24 protein-coding genes are annotated in these 25,038 nt (G+C 66.0%); 11 read left to right on the plus strand and 13 right to left on the minus strand.

Features of this window, described 5'->3' with window-relative positions; genetic code table 11:
- Positions 1–26: 26 nt before the first annotated feature.
- The 3 genes from HH308_RS22905 to HH308_RS22915 are packed head-to-tail and all read left to right on the plus strand — an operon-like array spanning position 27 to position 2,216.
- Positions 27–815 carry an SDR family NAD(P)-dependent oxidoreductase gene (locus HH308_RS22905; protein ID WP_170196571.1) on the plus strand — a complete coding sequence of 263 codons (789 nt, stop codon included), beginning with the start codon at positions 27–29 and terminating at the stop codon, positions 813–815.
- A 1-nt stretch (position 816) separates the two neighbouring features.
- Entirely contained in the window at positions 817–1,704 is an 888-nt protein-coding gene (locus HH308_RS22910; protein ID WP_170196572.1) for an LLM class F420-dependent oxidoreductase, read from the plus strand.
- Entirely contained in the window at positions 1,701–2,216 is a 516-nt protein-coding gene (locus tag HH308_RS22915) for a nuclear transport factor 2 family protein (RefSeq protein WP_170196573.1), read from the plus strand. The genes HH308_RS22910 and HH308_RS22915 overlap by 4 nt, the downstream gene beginning before the upstream one ends.
- On the opposite strand, the gene HH308_RS22920 is transcribed toward HH308_RS22915, so the two are convergent.
- Both HH308_RS22920 and HH308_RS22925 read right to left on the minus strand, forming a co-directional pair.
- Positions 2,200–2,826: an MBL fold metallo-hydrolase gene (locus HH308_RS22920; RefSeq protein ID WP_170196574.1), complete on the minus strand. Its 627-nt coding sequence runs from the start codon at positions 2,824–2,826 to the stop codon at positions 2,200–2,202. The genes HH308_RS22915 and HH308_RS22920 overlap by 17 nt on opposite strands.
- Positions 2,827–3,915, minus strand: coding sequence for an S-(hydroxymethyl)mycothiol dehydrogenase (locus HH308_RS22925; RefSeq protein WP_170196575.1), 1,089 nt, complete (start codon positions 3,913–3,915; stop codon positions 2,827–2,829).
- A gap of 178 nt (positions 3,916–4,093) precedes the next feature.
- Here HH308_RS22925 and HH308_RS22930 point away from each other — a divergent pair, with 178 nt between their 5' ends.
- A complete protein-coding gene (locus tag HH308_RS22930; RefSeq protein ID WP_170196576.1) occupies positions 4,094–5,338 on the plus strand; it encodes an NAD(P)/FAD-dependent oxidoreductase in 1,245 nt (414 codons plus the stop codon).
- Positions 5,339–6,093: 755 nt separating this feature from the next.
- Here HH308_RS22930 and HH308_RS22935 read toward each other — a convergent pair.
- On the minus strand, positions 6,094–7,833 hold the full coding sequence (locus HH308_RS22935; RefSeq protein ID WP_170196577.1) for an acyl-CoA dehydrogenase family protein: 1,740 nt from the start codon (positions 7,831–7,833) through the stop codon (positions 6,094–6,096).
- 41 nt (positions 7,834–7,874) lie between these two features.
- A complete protein-coding gene (locus tag HH308_RS22940; RefSeq protein WP_170196578.1) occupies positions 7,875–8,666 on the minus strand; it encodes a helix-turn-helix transcriptional regulator in 792 nt (263 codons plus the stop codon).
- A gap of 99 nt (positions 8,667–8,765) precedes the next feature.
- On the opposite strand from HH308_RS22940, the gene HH308_RS22945 reads away from it, so the two are divergent.
- Entirely contained in the window at positions 8,766–10,325 is a 1,560-nt protein-coding gene (locus HH308_RS22945) for an AMP-binding protein (RefSeq protein WP_170196579.1), read from the plus strand.
- A gap of 300 nt (positions 10,326–10,625) precedes the next feature.
- Here the strand turns inward: HH308_RS22945 and HH308_RS22950 are convergent, their stop codons facing one another.
- Positions 10,626–11,441 (minus strand): mycofactocin-coupled SDR family oxidoreductase, encoded by an 816-nt coding sequence (locus HH308_RS22950; protein ID WP_170196580.1) that lies wholly within the window; start codon positions 11,439–11,441, stop codon positions 10,626–10,628.
- Positions 11,442–11,655: 214 nt separating this feature from the next.
- Between HH308_RS22950 and HH308_RS22955 the strand changes: the two genes are divergently transcribed.
- On the plus strand, positions 11,656–12,234 hold the full coding sequence (locus tag HH308_RS22955) for a hypothetical protein (RefSeq protein WP_170196581.1): 579 nt from the start codon (positions 11,656–11,658) through the stop codon (positions 12,232–12,234).
- Between the two features lie 62 nt (positions 12,235–12,296).
- On the opposite strand, the gene HH308_RS22960 is transcribed toward HH308_RS22955, so the two are convergent.
- The 6 genes from HH308_RS22960 to HH308_RS22985 form a co-directional block, all read right to left on the minus strand.
- The gene (locus HH308_RS22960; RefSeq protein ID WP_170196582.1) at positions 12,297–12,719 is read right to left on the minus strand and encodes an organic hydroperoxide resistance protein; all 423 of its coding nucleotides are present in this window, start codon (positions 12,717–12,719) and stop codon (positions 12,297–12,299) included.
- 48 nt (positions 12,720–12,767) lie between these two features.
- Positions 12,768–13,208, minus strand: a complete 441-nt coding sequence (locus HH308_RS22965) for a MarR family winged helix-turn-helix transcriptional regulator (protein WP_170196583.1) — start codon at positions 13,206–13,208, stop codon at positions 12,768–12,770.
- Between the two features lie 55 nt (positions 13,209–13,263).
- Complete coding sequence (locus HH308_RS22970) at positions 13,264–14,412, minus strand: N-acetylglucosamine-6-phosphate deacetylase (RefSeq protein WP_211188765.1); 1,149 nt, start codon at positions 14,410–14,412, stop codon at positions 13,264–13,266.
- A gap of 5 nt (positions 14,413–14,417) precedes the next feature.
- Positions 14,418–15,437, minus strand: coding sequence for an SIS domain-containing protein (locus HH308_RS22975; protein WP_211188766.1), 1,020 nt, complete (start codon positions 15,435–15,437; stop codon positions 14,418–14,420).
- A 94-nt stretch (positions 15,438–15,531) separates the two neighbouring features.
- A complete protein-coding gene (locus HH308_RS22980; protein ID WP_170196586.1) occupies positions 15,532–16,449 on the minus strand; it encodes an N-acetylglucosamine kinase in 918 nt (305 codons plus the stop codon).
- A gap of 4 nt (positions 16,450–16,453) precedes the next feature.
- Positions 16,454–17,881, minus strand: coding sequence for a sugar porter family MFS transporter (locus HH308_RS22985; protein WP_170196587.1), 1,428 nt, complete (start codon positions 17,879–17,881; stop codon positions 16,454–16,456).
- Between the two features lie 100 nt (positions 17,882–17,981).
- Here HH308_RS22985 and HH308_RS22990 point away from each other — a divergent pair, with 100 nt between their 5' ends.
- The 4 genes from HH308_RS22990 (at position 17,982) to HH308_RS23005 (ending at position 21,416) form a co-directional block, all read left to right on the plus strand.
- Positions 17,982–18,701, plus strand: coding sequence for a GntR family transcriptional regulator (locus tag HH308_RS22990; RefSeq protein ID WP_170196588.1), 720 nt, complete (start codon positions 17,982–17,984; stop codon positions 18,699–18,701).
- Between the two features lie 90 nt (positions 18,702–18,791).
- A complete protein-coding gene (locus HH308_RS22995) occupies positions 18,792–19,346 on the plus strand; it encodes a mycothiol transferase (protein ID WP_170196622.1) in 555 nt (184 codons plus the stop codon).
- 772 nt (positions 19,347–20,118) lie between these two features.
- Complete coding sequence (locus HH308_RS23000; RefSeq protein WP_170196589.1) at positions 20,119–20,964, plus strand: SDR family oxidoreductase; 846 nt, start codon at positions 20,119–20,121, stop codon at positions 20,962–20,964.
- The gene (locus HH308_RS23005; protein ID WP_170196590.1) at positions 20,961–21,416 is read left to right on the plus strand and encodes a MaoC/PaaZ C-terminal domain-containing protein; all 456 of its coding nucleotides are present in this window, start codon (positions 20,961–20,963) and stop codon (positions 21,414–21,416) included. The genes HH308_RS23000 and HH308_RS23005 overlap by 4 nt, the downstream gene beginning before the upstream one ends.
- A gap of 13 nt (positions 21,417–21,429) precedes the next feature.
- On the opposite strand, the gene HH308_RS23010 is transcribed toward HH308_RS23005, so the two are convergent.
- Both HH308_RS23010 and HH308_RS23015 read right to left on the minus strand, forming a co-directional pair.
- Positions 21,430–22,989: an NCS1 family nucleobase:cation symporter-1 gene (locus HH308_RS23010; RefSeq protein ID WP_246284785.1), complete on the minus strand. Its 1,560-nt coding sequence runs from the start codon at positions 22,987–22,989 to the stop codon at positions 21,430–21,432.
- A gap of 128 nt (positions 22,990–23,117) precedes the next feature.
- Positions 23,118–23,960 carry a helix-turn-helix transcriptional regulator gene (locus HH308_RS23015; RefSeq protein ID WP_170196592.1) on the minus strand — a complete coding sequence of 281 codons (843 nt, stop codon included), beginning with the start codon at positions 23,958–23,960 and terminating at the stop codon, positions 23,118–23,120.
- A gap of 112 nt (positions 23,961–24,072) precedes the next feature.
- On the opposite strand from HH308_RS23015, the gene HH308_RS23020 reads away from it, so the two are divergent.
- On the plus strand, positions 24,073–25,026 hold the full coding sequence (locus HH308_RS23020; protein WP_170196593.1) for an SDR family oxidoreductase: 954 nt from the start codon (positions 24,073–24,075) through the stop codon (positions 25,024–25,026).
- Positions 25,027–25,038: the final 12 nt, after the last annotated feature.

Genomic DNA, 25,038 nt, shown 5'->3' on the forward strand with positions numbered 1-25,038 from the left:
TTGCTTGGTTTGCTGGAGGTGGCGTCGTGCCGAGTTCGCAACAACATGGTCCGTGGGCCCTCGTCGTCGGCGGCTCGGAGGGCGTCGGTGCCGCATTCGCCGAGCAACTCGCCCACGACGGACTCAACGTCGTGCTGGTCGCGCGCACGGCGTCGACGCTGGCGGACACCGCCACCGGGATCCGCGCACTCGGTGTCGAGGTACGCACCATCGCCGTCGATCTGCTCGCCGACGACGCCACCGCACAGATCGCCGACGCCACCTCCGACATCGCGGTGGGGCTGCTCATCCTCAACGCGGGCGCGAACACCTACGGACACGACTTCGTCTCGGGCGATCTCGACCGGCTCAGCCAGATGGTCACCTTGAACATTTCGCGACAACTCGAACTCGTCCACCATTTCGGCGGACCGATGGCCCAGCGCGGTCGCGGCGGCATCATTCTGGTCGGCTCGCTCGCCGGCTACCTCGGCACCGCACACGAGTCGGTGTACGCGGGCGCCAAAGCCTTCAGTCGTGTATTCGCCGAAGGACTCTGGGCCGAACTGCAGCCGCACGGCGTCGACGTTCTGGAGTTGGTCCTCGGCGTGACCCGCACCCCCGCGATGGAACGCGCGGGTCTTCGCTTCGACCTGCCCGGCCTCAACGTGGCCGAACCTGCCGACGTCGCGGCCGAAGGGCTCGCTCACCTCGCCGACGGTCCCGTGTGGGTGGCCGGCGGCAATTACGAAGCAGCACAGAAACGCTCGCGATTTCCACGAAATATCTTGGTACGCAAGGCATCCGATGCCATCGCCGCGATGATGGGCCGCTGACGTGCGTCTCGGCGTCGCGCTGCCCGTCGTCACCGCGCACCCGGCGTCATCGAATGCGTGGGAGGCCGCTGCCGGAATCGGCGAGATATCGTCGATCGCCGCGGCCGCCGATGCCCTCGGCTACCACCACGTGACGTGCAGCGAACACGTCGCCATCCCCGCCGACGTCGCCGCCGAGCGTGGCGGCACCTACTGGGATCCGTTGGCCACCTTCGGTTTTCTCGCCGCGACGACGTCGCAGATCCGCCTCGCCACCAACGTTCTGGTACTGGGCTACCACCACCCGCTCGAGGTCGCGAAGCGATACGGCACGCTCGACCAGGTATCCGGCGGGAGACTCGTCCTCGGCGTCGGCGTCGGCAGCCTCGAATCCGAATTCGCTGTGCTGGGTGCACAATTCGCCGATCGAGGCGCGCGCGCCGACGACGCCCTCGCCGCGATCCGCTCCGCTTTCTCCACCGGCCGCCCCACCCACGACGGCCCGTTCTACTCCTACGACCACATCGTCGTCGAACCGCATGCTGCGCAACGCCGGGTTCCTGTCTGGGTCGGCGGCCGGACGCGCCGGGCGTTGCGTCGGGCCGTCGAATTGGGCGACGCCTTCTGCCCATTCGCGCTGTCGCCCGAGGAGATCGCGGCGATGCTCGCCGACGTCGAGCGGCCCGCCGGATTCGGCGTCGTGCTCACCACCGGTCGACTCGACCCGATCGCCGCCGCCGATTCCGCACTGCGCCAACTGAATCGGCTGCGCGACGCCGGAGCGACCGTCGTCTCGGCGACCATCGCATCGTCGAGCGCCGACCACCACATCGAACAGCTTGAGTCGCTGAAAAACCTTGCCACACAGCTTGATATCGAGTTCACGCCACCCGAGGAGAGCGTCACATGACCATCGAGGAACGCCTCGCCGCCCTGGAACGACGCCTCCAGGTCGCTGAAGATCAGCTCGCCATCACCCAACTCGTCTACAGCTACGGACCCGCCGTCGACACCGGTTCGGCCGATGCCTCGGCGGAGTTGTTCACCGCCGACGCCGTCTACGACGTCGACACCGGGATCATGCGCGGCCACGACGAGATCGGCGCGATGGTAAGCGGCGCAGAACATCAATCGATCATCGCCTCCGGCGCCGGACACGTCATGGCCGCGCCGCAGATCAGGCTCGATGGTGATCAGGCGACGGTCGTGAGCTATTCGATGCTGGTGCTACGACGTTCGGCGGGAACCTTCGTCGTCGCGCGGCTCACCGCGAACCGCTGGGAACTCGCACGCGTCGACGGCCGCTGGAAGATCTCCCACCGCACGGCACGGCTGGTCGACGACTCCGGCGAGGGGCGCACGGTTTTGCAGACGCTGACCCGCCCGGACACCCCAACCGCGACGGTCAGCTCCCGCGTTTGATCCACTCCTCCAGGTGCGGCGCCTCGGCACCGATCGTTGTCGAATCACCGTGGCCGGTGTTCACGACGGTCTCCGGCGGAAGGCCGAGCAGACGTTCGCGAATCGAGTCGATGATCAGGTCGAAACTGGAGAACGAGCGGCCGGTGGCACCGGGGCCACCGTTGAACAGCGTGTCCCCGGAGAACAGCGTCCGCAGTGCCGGCGCGTACACCACACACGACCCGGGCGAGTGCCCCGGCGTATTGATGATCTCCAGTTCGACGCCGCCGACGGTGATGCGCTGACCGTCGGACAGTTCGCCGTGCGCGACGTCGGGATGGGTTTGCTGCCACAGCATTTCGTCGCCCGGATGCAGTAGCACCGGGGCGCCGGTCGCTTCGGCGAGCTCAGGTGCGACGGTCACGTGATCGTTGTGCCCGTGCGTCAGCACGATCGCCTTGACGGTACGACCGGCGACGGCGTCGAGGATCGGTGCCGCCTGGTGCGCGGCGTCGATCACGACGACCTCGGCGTCGTCGCCGATGAGCCAGATGTTGTTGTCGACGTCCCAGGTTCCGCCGTCGAGGGAGAAGGTGCCCGACGTGACGACCCGATCGATGCGTGCGGTCATTTAGAGTTCCACCACCGAACGCAGGACGGTGCCCTTGTGCATGGCGTCGAACGCGGCTTCGATGTCGGTCAGCCCGACACGTTCGGTGACGAACTTCTCCAGCGGCAGACGCCCCTGCTGATAGAGGTCGATGAGCATCGGGAAGTCGCGTTCGGGCAGGCAGTCGCCGTACCAGGACGACTTGAGCGCCCCACCGCGGGAGAAGAAGTCGACGAGCGGCAGTTCGAGTTTCATCTCCGGCGTCGGCACCCCGACCAGCACCACCACTCCGGCGAGATCACGCGCATAGAAGGCGGTCTCGTAGGTCTCCGGGCGACCCACGGCGTCGACGACGACGTCGGCGCCGTTGCCGTCGGTGAGTTCCTGCACGGCGGCGACGATGTCGTCGACCGCCGAGCCGTCGATGGTGTGGGTGGCACCGAGGTCCTTGGCCCACTCCAGCTTGTTCGCGTCGCGGTCGATGGCGATGATCTTCGTCGCGCCGGCCAGCTTCGCTCCGGCGATCGCGGCGTCGCCGACGCCGCCGCAGCCGATCACCGCCACCGAGTCGCCGCGGCCGACGCCGCCGGTGTTCATCGCCGCGCCCAGGCCCGCCATGACGCCGCAACCGAGAAGGCCTGCGACAGCCGGGTCGACGCTGGGATCGACTTTGGTGCACTGCAATTCGTGGACGAGAGTCTTGTCGGCGAAGGCGCCGATGCCCAGGGCGGGAGTCAGTTCGGTACCGTCGGTCAGCGTCATCGGGGCCGAAGCGTTGAAGGTGTTGAAGCAGTACCAGGGACGACCGCGCTTACAGGCCCGGCACTCGCCGCAGACGGCACGCCAGTTGAGGATGACGAAATCGCCGACCGCGACATGGGTGACGTCGGAGCCGACCGACTCGACGATGCCCGCGGCCTCGTGGCCCAGCAGGAAGGGGTACTCGTCGTTGATGCCGCCCTCGCGGTAGGCGAGGTCGGTATGGCAGACGCCGCAGGCCTTGATGTCGACGACGACGTCGCGGGCACCCGGGTCGGGGATCACGACGTCGACGAGTTCGGTGGGTGCCTTCTTGCTACGCGCAATGACGCCGCGGACGGTCTGGGGCATCGAGACTCCTTCTGGGAGATACGTGGATCACGCTCGCCGGTTGTGGTGAGCTACCTGACAACCCTACTAAGTAGCACTGACATCGCGGGCCGAAGTGCGTGGGTCGCCTCAGCGTTGCGCACGTGTCGAATACGGCCGAAAGCCCCATCGACCGCCCGTCCGGCGTACCGTCGACCTCATGGCCGTTTCAGAATCGCAAGCGAAGGAAACCATCATCATCGCGGGCGCCGGGCTGGCCGGCGCGAAGTCTGCAGAAGCCTTGCGCGACAAGGGTTTCAGTGGACGAATCGTGCTGATAGGCACCGAACGCCATCTGCCGTACGAGCGGCCTCCGCTGTCGAAGGAGGTTCTCACCGGGCACAAACACCTCGCCGACTTCACCGTTCACGACGCCACGTGGTACCGCGATCACGACGTCGAACTGCGGCTCGGCGAGACGGTCTCCGGCGTCGATCTCGCGGACAAGCAGATCACGCTGGCCGACGGTGCGACCGTCGGCTACGACACACTGATCCTCGCGACGGGGTCGTCGTCGAAGCATCCCCCGATTCCCGGCGCCGACGCCGACAACGTGTTGTTTCTGCGAACCGTCGACGAGGCCCGCGAGATAAAACATGCGCTCAAGACCGGTTCGACGCTCGCCGTCGTCGGGGCGGGGTGGATCGGGCTGGAGGTGACCGCCGCCGCGCGAGCCGCCGGTGTCACGGTCAGCGTCGTCGAGTCGGCCGATTCGCCATTGCTCGCGGCACTCGGTCCGGAGTTGGGCGAGGTGTTCGCCGATCTGCACCGCGAACACAACGTCGACTTCCGATTCGGCAGCGGCGTCAAAGAGATCACCACCGCCGACGGCCGCGCCACCGGACTTCGGCTCACCGACGGTTCGCTGATCAAAGCCGACGCCGTGTTGGTCGCGGTGGGCGCTGCGCCGAATATCGAGATCGCCGAGGCGGCCGGGCTGGACATCGTCGACGGCGGCGTCGCGGCGAGTTCGTCGCTACGGACCAGCGACCCCGACGTCTACGCCGTCGGCGACATCGCCGCTGCCGATAATCCGTTCTACGACACCAGGATTCGTACCGAGCACTGGGCGAATGCACTCAATCAGCCGGCCGTCGCCGCAGCCGCGATCCTCGGCGACGACGCCGTTTACGACGCTCTGCCCTACTTCTTCACCGACCAGTACGATCTTGGCATGGAGTACGTCGGGCACGCGGCGTCGTACACGTCGACGATCATCCGCGGCAACCTCGCCACCCGCGAATTCATCGCCTTCTGGCTGGACGCCGACGATCGAGTACTCGCCGGAATGAACGTCAACGTCTGGGGCGTGACCGACGACGTGAAGGCCCTGATCCGCTCGCGAAAGTCGGTGGACACCGCGAAGCTGGCCGATACCGGTGTGCCGTTGGCCGACTTGGCGTGACTCCGACGCGGTTCGGCTGGGACGCTTTGGCGTCTCGATGAGCTTGTGGATTGAGCGAGCGCAGCGAGTCGAAATCGCGTGACCGCGGCTGCGGGACGCAACCACAACGAGCTACCGAGAATTCGGAACACCCCGCCCCCCGAGCACCCAAGCCAGGAACGAGCTTCGGAACACCCCGCCCCCCGAGCACCCAAGCCAGGAACGAGATTCGGAACACCCCGCTCCCCGAGTACCGAAGCGAGGAACGAGCTTCGGTGTAACGAGGGGTCTGGCGAGCCGCACGCCCATCTCTGGATGGGCGAGCCGCACAGACAAGCAACACGCCCAATCCTGGGTGGTCGAGGACGGGTCTTACAGCTAGCTGTAGCGACGAGGCATATCTCTGAGGTAGCTGGTCGAGACCCGTGGGGTGACCGCGGCAGCGCCGGAACGCGCACATCAGCGCTGCCGTCCCCCGCACAGTTCACCTCATACCGAGACCCGCGGCCCGCACGGCGTCGGCCGCGGCCGGAAGCTCGACAGCAGAGGTCACGCGAAACCTGTTGTCACCTCCAGGTCCGACTCGGACTCGCCTCTCAACCAGCAAGAAGTGGCAGCCCACCCCGGATCGACCGTGAATCCACACTGAAACCAGCGGTCTGCGGCCGCCGTCGGCGACGAACACGCGACCTGACGTGAACTGGCGTCCCCTTCGCGACGATCCGAGGGCAATATGCCCTTCGACCATCGTCAGGGGGACGCCAGTTGACGGCTCACTACTCCGGCATCGTGTACACCCCGTCGAGTGCCCTCACCTGCTGCCAGACGCGGTCGAAGCCCTCCGCGTCGACCGCGGGGCGTCGAACCGCCGACAAGGCCCAATCCTGTTGTGCCACAGTCGCCGACGGTTTGCCATACAGCGCGACGACGTAGCCGGAGAAGTCTCGGATCTGGAAGTCGAAGATGCGGTTGAGCACATCGTCGTCGAGCCCGATGATCTCGGCCTGCTCGAGGATCAGCTGACCGTAGACGACGAGTGAAAAGAGGTGCCCGATGGTAAGGACAAAGTCGAGGTCCTTCTGCTGCTCGGCACTCGGGGCAGCGGTCAGCAGCAGCTTCTGCAGCGCCTTGGCCTGCTCGTAGAACACCGCGACGTTGGCGAGGTCCGGACGCCGCTCGTAGGAGGCGGTCCAATCGCCGAATCGAACCTTGCCCGCACCGCCGACCGGGCCCTGCGCGAAGAAGAACGCATCGTCGGCGGCGTCGAGGCGAGTGCCGATCTGCGGATACTCCACCGGATTGAACAGGTAATTGGGCATGAACTTGAGGATCTGCGCGACGTTGACGTGCACCGTCCCCTCCAGCCGCGGCAGCCACCCGATGAACCGGTTGGCCTGGTGGAAATACGTGTTCTTCTCGTAACCCTTGGCGGCCATCACGTCGAGCAGCAGGGTCATCACGGTCTCGCCCTCGGAGGTGACCTTCGACTTGGTGACCGGGTTGAACAGGAGGTAGCGACGATCGTCGAGGCTTGCACTGCGGAAGTAGTCGACGGCGCGATCGCTGAACAACTTCATCGCGGTCAGACGCGCGTAAGCATCGACGAAGTTGCCCTGGACGTGGGAGAAGTCGGTGACCGGATTGCCGTACAGAATCCTGTTGTTGGAGTGGGTGATCGCTTCATACAGCGAGTGCTCGCACATGCCGACCGACCCGTGACACAGGTTGAACTTGCCGACGTTGACCGTGTTGAGCGCGGCGGCGAACGCCGCCGGACCGGTGTGCAGGATGTCGTCGGCGGAGACCGGGTACTCGTCGAGTTCGAACGTCGACACGAACATCTGCCCGTGCACGACGTTGTCGATCAACTTGTAATTGGGATGGCGGCTGTCGGCGGTGAAGAAGACGTAGCCTTCTGGGCCGTCGACGTCGGCGCGGCGGCCGAACACCGACACCATCCCCGCGACGTTGCCGTTGCCGATGTAGTACTTGGTACCCGACGCCGTGAAGCCGCCGGCGACATCCGACGCCGCACCTTCCTCGGCGGGGGTCAGGATCATGTCGGTGCTGTAGACGTCAGCGCCGTGGGCTCGCTCGGACAGCCCGAACGCCATCACTTCCCCGTCGACGAGTTGTTGTGCCGCTTTGGTTTTGGCGGTCTCGTTGGCCGACATCCAGATCGGTCCGAGACCGAGGATGGTCACCTGCTCGGCGTACCAGTAGGCCAATCCGAAGAAGCCGAAGATCTCGCTCAGCGCCGCATTTCGGGCGCCGTCCCAGCGACGATTCTCGTCCCCGTCGGCGTAGGCGGCGGGGGTGAGGAACGTCGCGAACAGTTTCTCGTTCTTCTCGAATTCCAGGAAGTCGGCGACCCACTCGGCATTGAGATCCGCCGTGAGCAGGCGCTCCTTGCCGTAGGACTCGAAGAAGTCGATGGTCGCACGCAGCAACCGGCGGGTCTCGGCGTCGAAGTGCGAGTAGTCGGCGGACGTGGGATTCAGGAGGACTCCAGACATGCGCCCACTGTAGGCGATTTCAGATACCGGCGGTCTGTGACCTATGCGATCAGGCCACCCCGGCGCGCGAGCACTACCGCTTCCCGGCGATTCGACGCCCCCAACTTGCGCATCGCGTCGCGCATGTAACTCTTCACCGTGTACAGCGTCAGGGTCAGTTCGGCGGCAATCTGAGAATTCGAATATCCAAGTGCGGCAAGGGAAATCACGTCCAGCTCACGTTGAGTGAGGGCGACGCCGGTTGCCTCCTCGCCGCGCAACAACTCCGCGAGCTCGGTGAGCTGCGCCGCGATGAGCGGATCGTCGACGTCGCCGCTCAGCTGCCGGATCCGCGCGAACGCCAACGCGACTCGATCGTGCAGCGCCGCGTCCTCTGAAGCCTGAGCCAGCGCGGCCCGACGAATGAGCACCTGCTCGACGGCGCGCGCCTCAGCGGCCAGGGAATCCAGCGTTCGCCCGCCGATGACGTCGTCGGTGTGCAGAGCCGCGTACAGCACGGCGACCGGCCGTCGGTCGACGATGATCGGCGCGGCAGCCATCGCACGCAGCCCTTCGGCTGCGATCACCCGGTCATAGCGATGCGTGATCCGCGACGTTCGCAGGTAGTCGTCGACGACGATGGGTCGCCCCAACGACACCACCTTCCCGCCCAGTCCGTGCCCGATGGCGACCGGGATGTCGCGTAATGCCCCCATCGTCGAACCGACGAAATGTCGCAGGCGCAGCCGGTCGGAATCCTCGACGACGCCCAGGAACGCGAGGGAGACGCCGCTGTCGGCACGTAGGCGGGTCAGTGCGTCGCCGACGTCGGCGCCCGACAATTCGACTGACATGGCGGCTGACCTTTCCCACCCTCTTCGGAGGGTGTCGCGTACCGGCGCAGGATGCGATCCTGTGACTCAAGTTACAGACTATCCGCAGGTGAGGAACCCATGTCGCAGACCCAGCCGCCCGCCGTCGACGCCGCTCTGACCGAGTGGCTCACGACCTTCAGTGCCGCCGACGCCAACGCAGCGCACCTGCTCGTCGACCGGCACGATCCGTCTGCCGTCGCGTTCACCCAGATCGACGTCGACGAGCAGGGCGAGTTGGCCATGACCGACCTGACCTACGGCGAGCTCGCGGCGGAGTCGAAGCGGCTCGCCACTGCCCTTGCCGCACAAGGTATTTCGCAAGGTGACACGGTCGGGGTGTTGATGGGCAAGCGAGCCGAGCTGGTGGTGTCGTTGCTCGCCATCGCACGGCTGGGGGCGGTGTACATTCCGTTGTTCACCGCATTCGCGACGCCGGCTATCGAGATGCGGCTCACCGGCGGCAACGCGAAGCTCGTCATCACCGAAGACAGCCAGGTGAGCAAGCTGGACGGGATCGAGGGAATCACCACGATCGTCGCGGGCCCGCAGTTTTCGGCGCTGATCGAGGAGAGTGAGCCGATCGCGACGTCCGTTGCGGCGGGTGGCGATGCTCCGTTGGTGCTCATCTTTACCAGCGGGACAACGGGTGCGCCGAAGGGCGTGCCGGTGCCGGTGCGATCGCTGGCGGCGTTCGTCGCATACCTGACTTATGGGCTCGACGTCCGCGCCGACGACGTCTTCTGGAACGCCGCCGACCCCGGTTGGGCGTATGGCCTCTACTACGGCATCCTCGGTCCGCTGGCCGCGGGGCGTCGAAACATCTTGCTGCACGCCGGATTCTCGGCTGCGGTCACCTCGAAACTGATCACCGAGCTGGGCGTCACCAACTTCGCCGCCGCCCCGACCGTCTACCGCAGCATCAAAACCGATCCGGCGATCTCCGGCTTCCACCTGCGTCGCGCATCGTCGGCGGGCGAGCCGCTGACCCCTGACGTCATCACCTGGTCGGTCGATGCGCTGGGTACCGAGGTTCGCGACCACTACGGACAGACCGAGCACGGGATGTTCGTCAACAATCACTGGCACGACGACCTGCGCAAGGATCTCATTCCCGGATCGATGGGCTATGCGATGCCGGGCTTCTCGGTCGACGTCGTCGACGGCCAGATCGCCATCGACACCACCGCGAGCCCGCTGATGTGGTTCACCGGCTACCTCGACGCTCCGGAGAAGACGGCCCAGCGTTACACCGACGACGGCCGCTGGTACCTGACCGGAGACACCGGCCGCAAGGACGAGGAGGACCGGTTCTTCTTCACCGCGCGCGACGACGACGTGATCATCATGGCGGGGTACCGGATCGGGCCGTTCGACGTCGAGAGCGTGCTGATCACACACCCCGCGGTGATCGACGTCGCCGTCGTGGGACGGCCCGACGAACTGCGCGGCGAAGTCCTGGAGGCATTCGTGGTGACGGCCGACGACGTAGAGGGCGACGCAGCCTTGGAAGCCGAGCTGCAACAACTTGTCAAGACCGGCTTCGCTGCGCACGCGTACCCGCGGACCGTCCACTTCGTGGACGCGCTCCCGAAGACACCGAGCGGCAAGGTCCAGCGGTTCTTACTGCGTCAAAGGTAGGGGCCGATTACAAACTGCCACCTCAGCGTCGGCGAGGGACCCGCTCCCCCGACGTCGGTGACGGGGCAGATTACACTCGGCTCGGCCAAGCCACCACGACCCCGGGGCTGATTACAAACTGCCACCTCACCGCCGGCAAGGGACCCGCTCCCCCGACGTCGGTGACGGGGCAGATTCCACTCAGCTCGGCCAAGCCACGACGACCCCAGGTCCGATTACAAACCGCCAACTCACCGCCGGCAAGGGACCGGCTCCCCCGACGTCGACCACAGGACAGATTCCAATCCGTCCCGCGCCGACTCAGAACACGGTCTGCCCGCCGTCGACGGCGAAGGCGGCGGCGGTGATGAATTTCGCCTCGTCGGACGCCAGGAACGCGACCATGTTGGAGATCTCTTCCGGCTCGGCGATGAACTGGTTGAGGAACGGCATACCCATCCCCTGCAGGCGAGGGTTGGTCGCGGCGGTGTCTTGCAGTCGCTGGACCATCGACCCGGACCCCATCGGCGACGCCACGGCACCGGGATGAACGGTGTTGACGCGGATGTTGTGGTTGCCGAGTTCCGCCGCGAACCCGCGTGCCATCCCGACGAGCGCGTGCTTGCTCGTCGTGTAGTGCACCATGAACGGCTGCATCTTGATTCCGGCGGCCGAACTGATCAGGATCACCGAGCCGCCGCCACGTTCGATGAGGTGTGACGCCGAGGCCATCACGGTATTCCAGGTTCCGGTGACATTGATGTCCATGACGTCGGCGAAGCTCGTCGGGGTGATCTCGTTCCACGCCTCGGGCACGCAGATACCCGCGTTCGCGACGACGACGTCGAGCCCACCGAAGAGTGAAACACCCTCAGCGACAATCGCATTGAGCCCATCGACGTCGCGCGTATCCATCTGCACCAAATGCGATCGCACCCCTTCGCCCTCGACCAGCGCACGCGTCTGCGCCAGATCCTCGGGTGTCGCCGAGTCATAGGGCACGGCACCGGGGAGCGGCCCGGCGATGTCGACGCCGATGATGTGCGCACCCTCCCGCGCGAGCCGGACGGCATGCGCGCGACCCTGCCCGCGCGCGACGCCGGTGATGAATGCGACTTTTCCGTCGAGGGTGCCCATGGCCAGGTGTCCTTGCTGTCGAGTCCGGCGTCGACGCCGGCGAACGTGTCCATATGTAGGGTACACACGAAGTTAAGTCGACTGACTGTTTCAGTGAATCCGGGAGTCGATCGGTTGCCTGAACGACTTACTAAATTCGCAGTCCGCGATAGCGTCGATTGTCGGCCAAAACGGCCACACCGAGTCGCGAACATCTCTGGGGAGACGCACCTTGATGCTGCTGAGATCCTTGCACCGGCGCGCAGCCTCCCCCGGGGTCGACGCGTTGAAGACCTTGGTCCCGCCGCCGGAAACAGCAACGTCGATCAATTGGACCGACGTGCGCAAACGCTTCGGACTGAACCTGCCCGACGATTACGAATTGATCGTCGAACGCTACGGCGCCGGACGATTCGACGGCGCGCTGACCGTTTGGGTGCCCGACGGTCGCGGCGGCGACGATCTCTTCGCTTTCGCCACCGCGGCAGCCGAAGAACTCGAAGACGCTCGCGACGGTGCCCCGACCCATTTGTGGACCGAGCCCGACGGCAGCGAGTGCGCCGTCGACCTCGGCACCGGCGCGATGATGTTCACACCTTGGGGCGCCGCCGTCGGCGGGTACTACGGCTACTGGCACCGCAACCACAAGGACCCCAACAAGTGGCCGGTCCTATTCACCGACCTCGACGGCGTGTGGCTCTACCACCGCCAAGGACTGGCGCAGTTCATGGTCGATCTACTGGACGGAAAGTTCCCCTGCGGACGGCTCCGCGGCGGCGTCGAACATCAGTTCCTCGCCGCGAGTCCGACCTGAAGGCCCAGATCCGACCCGAGAATTCTCGGATCGGATCTGGGCCTGTCAGTGGGATCGCGGAGTCAGTCGTCGCTCACCGTAATCGTGACCGGGATGTTGCCGCGAGTGGCGTTTGAGTAGGGGCAGACCTGGTGGGCCTTGTCGGCGAGCGCCTGAGCGGTGTCGTGGTCGAGATTCGGCAGAGTCACTTCGAGGGTGACCTGCAGGGCGAAGCCGCCCGCATCATTCGGGCCGATGCCCACCCGGGCGCCGACCGACGAGTCGGTGACGTCGGCCTTCTCCTGCCGCGCGACGAGCTGAAGCGCCGAGTGGAAACATGCGGCGTACCCGACGGCGAACAGCTGCTCCGGGTTGGTTCCCTGCCCACTGCCACCCATTTCGGCGGGGATGGCGAGGTCGAGGTCGAGGCGACCGTCCGACGTCCGGCCGTGGCCGTTGCGTCCTTCGCCGGTGGCCAGCGCTTCTGCGGTGTAAATGGCACTCATGACAGTTTCCAATCTCTCAGGGGACTTGCGAGGGGGTTTGGGGACCGACTACGACTCGTCGGGCGACTGCAGCGCCGCGGTGAGTCTCACCAATGAGCCATGCAACGCGGCCGCCTCATCGAGGTCGAGCTTGGTACGTGTGGCGAGGCAGTGCGGGATCTTCACGGCCTCGTCGCGCAGCGCGCGCCCGGCCTCGGTGAGGTGAACCTCGACCCGACGTTCGTCGGCGGCCAATCGTCGGCGCTCGATGAAACCAAGCGCTTCAAGCCTTTTCAGCAACGGCGACAGGGTTCCGGTGTCGAGGTCGAGTTCGGTCCCGATCTCGCGCACCCCCCTGCCGTCGCGTTCCCACAGCACCAGCAACACCAGGTACTGCGGATAGGTGACCCCGAGCTCGTCGAGCATCGGCCGGTAGACGGCCGTCATCGCCCTCGACGCCGCATACAGCGCGAAACACAGTTGCTTGTCGAGTGCGAGTTCGTCGGTCACAAGAAGGACAGTAGCCCACATTTAGATTGTGCGCAACCTAGTTGTGGGCAACTCATTAGACCCATCGCCCTCGCGTGAACACCCCGACGACCCCGGCCCCCTCGTCGACGACGACGAAGTCGGCACGCTTACCCGCCGCGAGCTCCCCGACGTCGGCCCGCCCCAGCGTGCGCGCGGGCGTCGACGACGTCATCGCCACCGCCGCGAGCAACGCATCCGAGTCGCTCAATCCGTTCGGCCCTTCGGTCAACAGCGTGGCCGCTCGCGCGAAAAGCACCCCCATCGTCGCGGTGCTTCCCGCGATCGCGCCCGTATCCCGCACGCGTGCAACCGAATCCACCACGTCGACGTCGAGAACCCCCAACCGGTACGACCCGTCGCGCATGCCGGCAGCAGCCATCGCGTCGGTGACCAGCGAAACCCGGTCGGGGCCCGCGGCCTCCGCGACGTAGGACACCAGGTCGGGATGCACGTGCACCCCGTCGCCGACGATCTCGATCGTGACCCGCGGATCCTCCAGCAGCGCGAGGATCGGCCCCGGCTCACGATGATGCAGCGGACGCATCGCATTGAACAGATGCGTCGCCACCCGCGCCCCGCGCTCGATGGCGGCCCGCGCCTGCGCATACCCCGACTCCGTATGCCCCACTGCGACAAGCACATCGGCGTCGACGAACTGTTCGACGGCATCCAGCGCGCCGGTCAGCTCCGGGGCCATCGTCACCATGGCGATGGCCCCGTCGCCTACCTGCAGCACACGCGTGATCTCCGCGGGGTCGGGATCACGCAGCGTGCCGGGATCGTGTGCGCCGCAACGATGATGGCTCAGCCAGGGACCCTCGAGATGGATCCCGGCGATCACATCGTCGGCGACCAGTCCGCGCAGCGCTTCGATCTGTTCGAGCAACGACGCCGGGCTCGAGCTGACCAGACTCGCGACCGACGTCGTCGTTCCGTGGGACCGATGAAATTCGACGCCGCGTCGAACCTCGTCGGCTACCCCGTCTGTGTAGGAATGACCGCCCCCGCCGTGGACGTGCATGTCGACGAATCCCGGAACTATTGTGTGCGAAGGGAATTCACGATCGGCGGGACGAGGGGGCTGCCCCTCGCCGACGCCGGTGAGCACACCGTCGGCCGCTTCGATCCAGCCCGGGGAGAGCACCTGCCCGTCGGCGACGACACGTGCGGCGGAGACGATCATCGACGTCACAGGGTTTCCGTGACCTTGCGCAGACCGCGCGGGGTGTCCGGGTCGCCGCCGCGTGCGACTGCCAGGTGCAGCGCAAGTTGTTGCAGCGGAATGATTTCCAGCAGCGGCGACAGAACGTCGGGCACACCGGCCGGCAACGAGATGCCGCCCGCGAGACCGGCGATGCGATCGGCGGCGCCGACGCCGAACACGTCAGCGTTGCGCTCCGCGAGACGCTCGAGCACCGGGATCATGGCTTCGCCGCCGGCACCGGCGGGGACCACGGCCAGTACCGGAACCTGCGGGTCGACGGTCGCGAGCGGACCGTGCAGCAGATCCGCACCGGAGAACGCCTGCGCCGAGAGGTATGACGTCTCCATCAACTTCAGCGCTCCCTCGCGGGCGGTCGGGTAGGAGTAGCCGCGGCCGGTGGCGATCAGCCGCTGCGCGAACCGATAGCGCTGCGCCACCTCGCGAACGTGCGCGTCGCCGTCGAGCACCTGCGCGGCGAGATCCGGAAGTGCTTGTGCGAGTGAGCCATCGCCACCTCGAACACGATCGAGCAGCAGGTAGAGCGCCAGCAGCTCCGAGGTGTACGACTTGGTGGCCGCCACCGACTTCTCGGCGCCCGCGAGCACGTCGATGTGCAACTCGGCGGCCTGCGACAGCGGCGACGACTCGTTGTTCGTGATCGCCACGGTCAGCGCGCCCTGGGCGCGGGCCACCTCGACCGACTGCACGAGGTCGGGGGATCCGCCCGACTGGCTGACCGCGATGTAGAGGACCTCGCGCAGGTCGGGCTGCGCGCCGTAGACGGTCATCGTCGACGGCGAGACCAGCCCCGCGGGCAGCTGATGCGAGATCTCGACGATGTACTTCGCGTAGAGCGCGGCGTGGTCGCTGGTGCCGCGGGCCACGAACTGGACGAAGCGCGGATTGTATTCGACGATGCGGGCGGCTGCGGCGGCAATCGCCTCAGTTCCATTGTCCAACAACGTCTTCCATGCCTGTGGCTGCTCCGCGATCTCCGCGGCCATCAAGGCTCCGGGCTGATTCGCCTGCGTGGTGGTCATGAAAGTCCTTTCGTAGGTGGCTTGCGCCGATTTCCGGAGAGGGTATGGATCGAGGATGTCACGACGCCGGCCGCGGGGCAGGCGAGTCGTCGTCGAGGAGTCGCCCCGCGAGTTCGACGGCGCCGCGCACCGGGTCGACCGACAGCACCCGGACGTCGGTGATGCCGCGTGCGCCGAGAACCCGGCGGACTCCGCGCTGCAGCGCGGGCTGATGAACGGCCAGGCCGCCGGCCATGACCACCGGGCCCTTCATCTGCAGCCGCGCGGCGACCTGCAGGACCAGCTCGGCGAGCGCCGTGGATGCGGCGTCGACGATTCCGGTGCTCAGCGGGTCGTCCGCCTGAGCCATCTCGAAGACGACCCGTGCGCGTCCGGCCCAGTAGCGGCGGTCGGTCTGCGCGTAGAAGTGATTGAGCAGTTCCATGGCGTCGGACAATCCGCAGTCGGCGGCGAGTTCCTGCCCGAGCGGCTGCCCGGGGTGGTTGTCGTCGATGCTGGCCAGGAGGCGGCGAATCGCTTCTCGCGCAACCCAATAGCCGCTGCCTTCGTCGCCGAGGAGGTAACCCCAGCCACCGGCGCGGGCGCTGGTGTCCCCGGCACGGCCCCAGGCGACCGAGCCGGTTCCGGAGATCACCGCGATGCCGTCGATCACTCCCGCCGCGGCGAGGATGATCTGACTGTCGTGGACCACGCGCACCCGGGCCTGCGGGATGCGTTCGGAGATCAAGTCACGCAGAACCTTCACCGACGACGGGGTGTCGACGCCCGCGGCGCCCGCGCACACCGCGCGGATTCCGTCAGCGCCACCGACACGTTCGATGACGACGTCGAGCTGGCGACCCGCTTCGATGACGCCGACCGACGAGACGTTGGCGCTTCCGACGATGGATTCTGCGACGACGGCGCCGTTGCGGGCGAGGACCGCGTGGGTCTTGGAGCCGCCGATGTCGAGGGCGAGGACTGCGTGCTGACTCATCGGATCACTTGGCCGTTTCGATCGGGGCGGCCGAGTCCGCGGGCCAGGTGCCACCGTTCTGCCAGAAGTGCTGGATGTCTTCGAGCTTGCGGCCCTTGGTCTCCGGAGCGAACTTGAAGACGAAGGCGAGCGCGCAGACGGTGAGGACTCCGAAGATCGCGAAGGTCGTCGAGCCGCCCAGGCCGTTGATCATGGTCAGGGTGAACTGAGCGACGATGGCGTTGGCGACGAGGTCGGCGGTCAGCATGGCGCTGGAACCGTAGGCGCGCAGCCGGGCCGGGAAGGCCTCACCCGCATAGACCCAGACGAGCGAACCGAAGCCGAAGGAGAAGCCGATGACGACCAGGACCAGACCGATGAATCCGACGATGCCCGCGGCGCCGCCGCCCTTGAACTCTCCGCCGGCCATCTGGTAGGCGACGATCATCGTGATGAACGCAACGACCATGGTGGAGATACCGCCGAGCAGGATGGGGCGTCGGCCGAAGCGGTCGATGGTGAACAGGGACACGATCACCGCGGCCAAACCGAAGAGCTGAACGAACGCGGGCAGCATGTACTTGCCGAAGTTGTCGTTGTAGCCCATGCCGGCGAAGATGTCGGGGCTGTAGTAGATGATCGCGTTGATGCCGGTGATCTGGATGAAGAAGCCGAGGCCGACGACGAAGAAGGTGGCGCGGGAGAAGGGCTTGCGGAACAGTTCGCGCAGACCGCCACCGGACTCGTCGCGCAGGGCCTGACGCATGTCGGCGAGCTCGTGCTCGATCTCGGCGGCGTCGGCGTCGGGCTCAACCCGCGAGAGTGCTTGGCGTGCTTCGTCTTCGCGATTCTGCGACATGTACCAGCGGGCAGTGTCGGGCAGGCGCATCAGGACCAGGGTGACCAAGACCGCCGGGATGGCGGCGATGCCGAGCATCCAGCGCCAGGCGCCCTGACCGCTGTCGGCGAGCATGAATCCGAAGACGTAGCCGAGGATGATGCCCACGATCGTCGCGAACTGGTAGGCGACGAGCATCGCACCGCGGCTCTTGGCCGGTGCGGATTCGGCGACGAAGACCGGAACCACCACCACCGAGACGCCGACGGTGAGCCCCAGCATGAACCGGGCGACCAGCAGAAGTGCGACCGACGGGGCGATCGCGCTGCACAGCGCGAAGACCGCGTACGACGCGCCGACCGTGACCATCGCGGTCTTGCGGCCGACCCGGTTGGCGAACCAGCCGCCGACGATGGCGCCGAGGATTTCGCCGACGACGACCACGGTGGCCATCGCCTGGGTCATCCCGTCGCCCAGTGTGTACTGCTCTTTGATGAAGTCCTTGGCGGCGCCGATGTTCGACGTGTCGTAGCCGTAGATGATGCCCAGGCTCGCCGCCGCGATGGCGACGAGCGCGGCCAAGCCGGTGGTCTTCACCGGTACTGGATTGGTCATGTCCTGCCTCTCTCGTGATCCAACATTGGTCTAGACCAATGTGTGATGGGAACTACATTGGCATATACCAATTGCGTGCGCAATAGGTATCGTGAAATTCATGACCACCGAATCCGCTGAGCAGCTCACCCGGTTGCCGCGTTACTTCCAGATCAAACTTGCACTCAGCGAACGGATCGCCGAGGCGGAACCCGGAACTTCGTTGCCCCCCGAGCGCCAATTGGCCGCTGAGCTGGGCACATCGCGCACGACGTTGCGCAAGGCGATCGCGGAGTTGACCGCCGAGGGCGTGTTGCGCCCCACGCAGGGCAGCGGGAACTACGTCTCACCGCCACGCTTGGTCCACGTCCGGCAGCTCACGTCGTTGACCCACGACCTCGGGGCGGAAGGCAAGACCGTCACCTCACGCCTGCTCTCCGCCGAGCGGATCCGCGCCGACGCCGAGCTCGCCGGCCACCTGGAGATCGCGATCGGCAGCCGTGTACACCAGCTCACCAGGCTGCGCATCGTCGACGACGAGCCGATGGCCATCGAGACCGCGCACCTGCCCGGCCGGCTGCCCGGCCTCGTCGAACGAGTCGTCGCCAACGGCTCGCTCTATGCCACCCTGCGCGACGACTACGGCATCGAGATCGACGCCGTCGAAGACAGCATCGAAACCGCACTCGCTACGCCGGTTGAAGCCGATCTCCTCGAAATACCTTCTGGCGCACCGCTTCTCCTCGTGCACCGACAGGCCCGCAACTCTGCCGGGGTTGTCGTCGAGTGGACGCGATCGGCCTATCGCGGTGACCGATTTCGTTTCGTCGCAAGAAGTTGACGGTTCTGTTTCATTGTGGACAGATCTTGTCCTATATAGGCTGTAACTTCGGTGATGCCCGCAAGAACCCGACAGGAAGAGGCATCCACCATGGCCGGCACCTACACCGCCGTCGAACTGTCCCCCGACCTCACCGGCGAGAAGCGTGACCTGCTTCTACTGCTCCGCGACCAGCGCGAACTGCTCAAGATCACCCTGCGCAATCTCACCGACGAGCAAGCGCGACAACGCTCGACGGTGTCGGAGTTGACGCTCGGCGGTCTGCTCAAGCACGTGGCGATCGGCGACGCCGACACGGCCGCCGAGATAGTGGCGCGCGACGAGACGTCGGTATTCGACCCGGCCGCGGGCGTCGAATCGTACCTCTTCCGCGACGACGACACCGTCGAGCACTGGCTAGCCGAATACGACCGTGCCGGAGCACAATTCGACGCCGTGATCACCGAAGTGGACAGCCTCGACGAACTGATTCCGATGCCGACGGCACCGTGGCAGCCCGAGCGTGAGTGGTGGCCGGTCCGCCGCCTGGTCATGCACCGCCTACGTGAGACGGCCCACCACTGCGGCCACGCCGACATCATCCGCGAAGCACTGGACGGTCAGACGACGATGGGCGCGCTGATCGAAGGGATGGATCTGGGTTAGTGGCCGGAGATGCCGACGGCTCGGCTAGTCGACGTCACGCCCGCTCCCGAATGCCTTCGGTGTCCCCCCGCTCCCCGAGTGAGGAACGAGCTTTCAGTGTCCCCCCGCTCCCCGAGCCTGGATCCACCGATGGCAGGCCCTATCCGCTGGTTGAGCCGTGAGGAGCGTTAGCGACGAGCGTGTCGAAACCACTGTGAAACAACAGATTTCGGTGATTCGCGGCTGACCAGGACGGCAGCATCAGCGCAACCGTCGAATGCACCTGCTGGGTGCCTGGCTGGAGATAATCACCATGATCACAGCGTGAGATGAACGGACGCACGAAACCTGTTGTGTCACCGTGGTTTCGACACGGGCCTCGGCTAGCGCCTCGGACCGGCTCAACCAGCGGAGCGGGTGCCATCGGTGGATCCAGGCCGAGTGCCGAAGCGAGGAACGTGCTTCGGTACCGCCCCGCTCCCCGAGTGCCGAAGGAGGAACGAGCTTCGGTGTAACCGCCGTGCTGAGTGACCGCGAGGAACGTGCTTCGGTTCCTCCCGCTCCCCGAGTGCCGAAGCGAGGAACGAGCTTTCAGTGTCCCCCCGCTCCCCGAGTGCCGAAGCGAGGAACGAGCTTCGGTGTAACGAGGGGTCTGGCGAGACGAAGAACCCAACCCAACCCGCTCCGCCCCATACACGGCTCCCACCGCGAGGTTACGCGCGCTCGGGTTTCTCGCACCCCCGACATCGCCCGACAGTTGCGGCCCTCGGCTCCCGGCGTAGAAGATGGGCGCGTGCGAATACCACTGAAACGCAATGGCCGGCGAGTCCGCGGGAAGGTCGTGGCGGTCACCGGCGGGGCGCGCGGCATCGGGCATGCCATCGCAACCGAACTGACCGAGCGCGGTGCCGCCGTAGCCGTCGGCGACCTGGGACTGGACCGATCGGGGCCGCTGGGAGCGGTTGGTTCCATCCGGCGGTATCCACTCGATGTCACTGATGAGGAGTCGTTCTCGACGTTCCTGTCCGACGTCGCCGCCGACCTCGGCCCCATCGACATCCTCATCAACAACGCGGGCGTGATGTGGGTCGGGCCGTTCGATGCCGAATCACCCGCGGCCGCGGAGAAGATGATCGCCGTGAACCTGATGGGTGTGATCCGCGGTGTGCGACTGGCCGCGCCGACCATGCGCAAACGCGGCCGGGGGCAGATCATCACGATCGCGTCGGCGGCGTCGAAGCTGGCTCCTCCGGGCGAATCCACCTATGCCGCAACGAAACACGGCGTCCTTGGGTACTTGACCGGGGTGCGCGAGGAGCTACGCGGTAGCGGCGTCGTTCTGTCGGTGGTGATGCCAACCGTCGTGGAAACCGCACTGGCCGTCGGGACTTCGGCCGGCTCGGTGCGCCAGTTGCAACCGGGTGATGTCGCCGGCGCCGTTATCTCGACCGTCGGGCGCAAGCGGTTTCACGTGTGGGTGCCCGCATCGGTCGGACCGCTGGTGGCGGTGTCGGGCCTGCTGCCACAGCGCGTGCGCGATCAGCTGCTACGCCGGGCCGTACCCAATCAGGTTGCGGCAGTATCTGATTCGACGATGCGCGCCGACTACGAGCGGATCCTCACGGAGGCGAACGAATGACCCTGATCTACGCGGAGGATCTGCGAGTCGGTGAACGACGCGAGCTCGGCTCCTATCACTTGACTGCGCAGGACCTGGACTCCTTTGCCCGACAGTGGGATCCGCAGGACCATCACATCGACTCGGAGCGCGCCACAGCCGGCGTCTACGGTGGCGTGATCGCCAGCGGGCTGCACTCGCTGGCCATCCTTCAGCGGCTGTCCGTCATCAACATGCTCAACGATGTCGCTGTGATCGCCGGCCGGGAGCTGGGTCCGGTGCGATTCGTGCGTCCGGTCCGGGCGGGTACGACACTCGTCGGGACCGCCCAGATCGACGCCGTCGAGTTCGACGATCGGCACCGCGCGCTGGTGAGTATGACCGGCCGCTTGTCCGACGAATCCACCGGAAAGACCCTCGTCGAAGTCGGCATGTCGTTCTACGCTCACGCGCGGTCCCAGCGGCCCGAGTAGCTTAAGACAGCGGCTACTGGGGTACCTCGATCTCGGTCGTACTCGTGTTCACGACATTGGTCACGGCGAACCGAGTGGTCTTGGTGGCCAGCAGGTAGTACAGGACAGACGCGACACCGCAGCCGATGAACCAGCTGTACTGTGCGGCGGTGTGCATGCCGTAAAGATTGGTGAACACCACCGGGAACACGGCGATCACCGCGCCGACGACGGTTGCGATCACCGCCGCGGGGTTGTACCCGCGCCGGTACCAGTACGTTCCCTTCGGCGACATCGTGAACAGATCGTCGACGACGACGTGCTGATGGCGCACCCGGTAATAGTCGGCGATGAGCACACCGAAGAGCGGTCCGATGAACGCGCCCAGCGTCTCCAGCGTGTAGTGGATGACGTCGGGATTGTTGTACAGGTTCCACGGCGTGATCAGGATTGAGCCGACTGCCGCGATCATTCCTCCCGCGCGCCAGCTGACTCGCTGCGGGCTGACGTTGGAGAAGTCGAACGCCGGCGAGATGAAGTTGGCGACGATGTTGATGCCGACCGTCGCAATGGCGAAAGTGAGTGCCCCCAACAGAATCGCGAAGGTGTTGTCGATGCGGGCGACGGTCTCCACCGGGTCGGTGATGAGTTCGCCGAAGACGGGAACGGTCAGCGATGCGGTCACCACGACCAGCAACGAGAACACCAGGAAGTTCAGCGGAAGTCCGAGGAAGTTGCCCTTCTTGACCGCGGCGAAACTCTTTCCATAGCGCGCGAAGTCGCCGAAGTTGAGCAGGGGACCGGAGAAGTACGACACGACCAGCGCGATCGCACCCAGCATCACCGGAATGGAGCTCCATCCGCTATGACTGACCTCGCCGAGGTTGAGGTTGATCGAGCTCCAGCCGGCCTTCGAGATCAGGTATCCACACAGCACGAACATGACGACGTAAACCGCGGGTCCACAGAAGTCGATGAACTTGCGAATCGATTCCATCCCACGCCAGAAGACACATGCCTGGATGAACCACAGCGCCATGAAACTGGCCCAACCGAGCGCGGACAGTCCGAGGAAGCCGTAGTCGGCCACCTTCGCGTACGGGGCTAGTCCGGGAAACAGCTTGATCAGGACCACGTCCAGCGCCGCGGATGCCAAGAACGTCTGGATGCCGTACCAGGCGACGGCGATCAACCCGCGAATGATCGCCGGCATGTTGGCGCCGAGCACCCCGAAGGCGCTTCTGCAGATCACCGGGTACGGAACGCCGGTCACTTGGCTGGGTTTCGCGACCAGGTTGCACAGGAAGTACACGATGCCAATGCCGGCGACCAACGCCAGGAGGACTTGCCAGCTGGCCAATCCGAGGGCGAACAGACTGCCCGCGGTGACGTAGCCACCGACGCTGTGCACGTCGGACATCCAGAAGGCGAAGATGTTGTAGGAGCCCCAGGTCTGTTTGCCCAGGGGTGCCAGATCCTCGTTGGTCAGCCTCGGGTCGTAGTCGGGTTCGATCAGTCCGCTGCCGACGGGCATGCCCGCCGCTTCGACGATGTCCCGTGCCGGACCCTGTTGAGTCGTTGCCTGATCGGCCATGGTCATTTTCCGTTCGTCTCGGGGGTGAGCAGAACGTTAAGGACTCAACGTTGCGCCGACGTCAACGACTGTTGCGGGGTGATTGCAGAATCGGCCGGCATGTTGCGACCGGCGTCTGCGAGCCCGCCCTAGAACGACGCCGGGTCGCCGACCGCGGCCAGCAACGCCAGCCGCTGGTAACTCTCACTGCCGGGAACGGCGGTGTAGACGAGCAGCGTGTTGGACTGTTCGGGATCGAGCAGGATCTGACAGTGCAGGTCCAGCGGCCCGACGCCGGGATGCAGGAGTCGCTTCTGCTGGCGAGGCACGATGCCCACCTCGTGCTTCTCCCACACCTCGGCGAACTCGGGGCTTTGCGTCGTGAGAAGGTCGGCGAGCTCAGCCGCCCGGGAATCCGGCCCGCGCTGAGCCAGCACGGTCCGCAGACCCGATGCGTACATCCGCGAATAGAACTCGTGGTCCTCAATCGGGTAGCGCTCGCGCGTGTGCGGATCGGTGAACCACCGGTAGCCGATGCTGCGCGACGCGCCGACGTACTGGGACATATCGCCCATGAGTGCAACGCTCAGCCTGGTCTGCCGCAATGTTTCGCCCAGCTCGGAGACGATCTCTGCCGCGGTGTCGTCGGTCAGCCGATCGAAGATCCGCATCATCCCGGGGCTGATGAATTCGCTGTCGCCCGCGCGCGACGGTGGCTGGTGTCCAGCGAGCCGATAGAGGTGGTCGCGTTCATCGCGCGTCAGATGCAGCCCCTGCGCGATCGCGGCGATCATCTGCTCTGACGGATGCGGGCCCCGTTCCTGCTCGAGCCGCGAGTAGTAGTCGGCCGACATGTGGCACAACGTGGCCACTTCTTCCCGTCGCAGCCCTCTGGTCCGACGCCGTCGCCCGCGTGGGAGCCCTACGTCTTCGGGTTGAAGAGCCTCCCGACGTCGCCGGAGGAACGCGGCGAGGCCCGTTCGATCGATCATGCCTGCAATTGTCGCGCGGCCCGCGGACACTATCCACGGATCAACGGTCCGTGGATACCTATCCCGACGTGGCGCAGAGTCGTAGATACCCATCGACTACTGGAGAGCCACGATGCCACGCACACCTGACCTACCCCTCCCCGACCTCACCGGCAAGCGGGCCGTCCTCACCGGCGGCAGCGACGGCATCGGCCTGCGTATCGCGATCTCATTGGCCGGCGCGGGCGCAGAAGTGATTCTGCCCGTGCGCAATTCGCGAAAGGGAACGGCCGCCGTCGAACAGATTCGGGCGCGGCACCCGGCGTCGAACGTTGAACTGCGGGCGCTGGATCTGTCGTCGTTGGCGTCGGTCGCGGCGTTCGGTGACGAAATGCGCCGCGCGGGCACACCGATCAATCTGCTCATCAACAATGCGGGCCTGATGACGCCGCCGGAACGCGGGATCACCGCAGACGGATTCGAGGTGCAGTTCGGAACCAACCATCTCGGCCACTTCGCCCTCACCGGCCACCTGCTGCCGTTGCTCCGAGCCGGGCAGGCGCGTGTGGTCAGTCAGACGAGCATTGCCGCGCGCAGCGGGCGGATCGACTTCGACGACGTCGACTCCGAACGCAGCTACGACGCCATGGCCGCGTACCGCGCGTCGAAGATCGCGTGCGGCCTGTTCGGTCTCGAGTTGAACCGGCGCAGCCGTACCGAGGGGTGGGGGATCACCAGCAACATCGCCCATCCGGGAGTGGCGCCGTCGAACCTGCTCGCCGCCCGGCCCGAAGTGGGTCGCACCCGCGATACCGCCGGAGCCCGGGCGATCCGCCTGCTCTCCTCATGGGGACTCGGGGTCGGAACGCTGCAAAGCGCGCAGCTGCCCGCGCTCCTCGCCGCGACCGACCCCGCCGACGGCGCATTCTTCGGCCCGCAGTGGCCGGGAAATGCGGGCGGCCCGCCCGGACCGCAGAAACTGTGGAAACCGTTGCGTGACAACGCCAGTGCGCAGCGCTTGTGGACATTGTCCACCGAGCTGACCGGCGTCGACTATCCCGCCCAACTCATCGGTCACGCCGGGTGAGCAGCCCTTTCG

Source organism: Gordonia asplenii (assembly GCF_012933505.1).
In the GTDB taxonomy this organism is placed as follows: domain Bacteria; phylum Actinomycetota; class Actinomycetes; order Mycobacteriales; family Mycobacteriaceae; genus Gordonia; species Gordonia asplenii.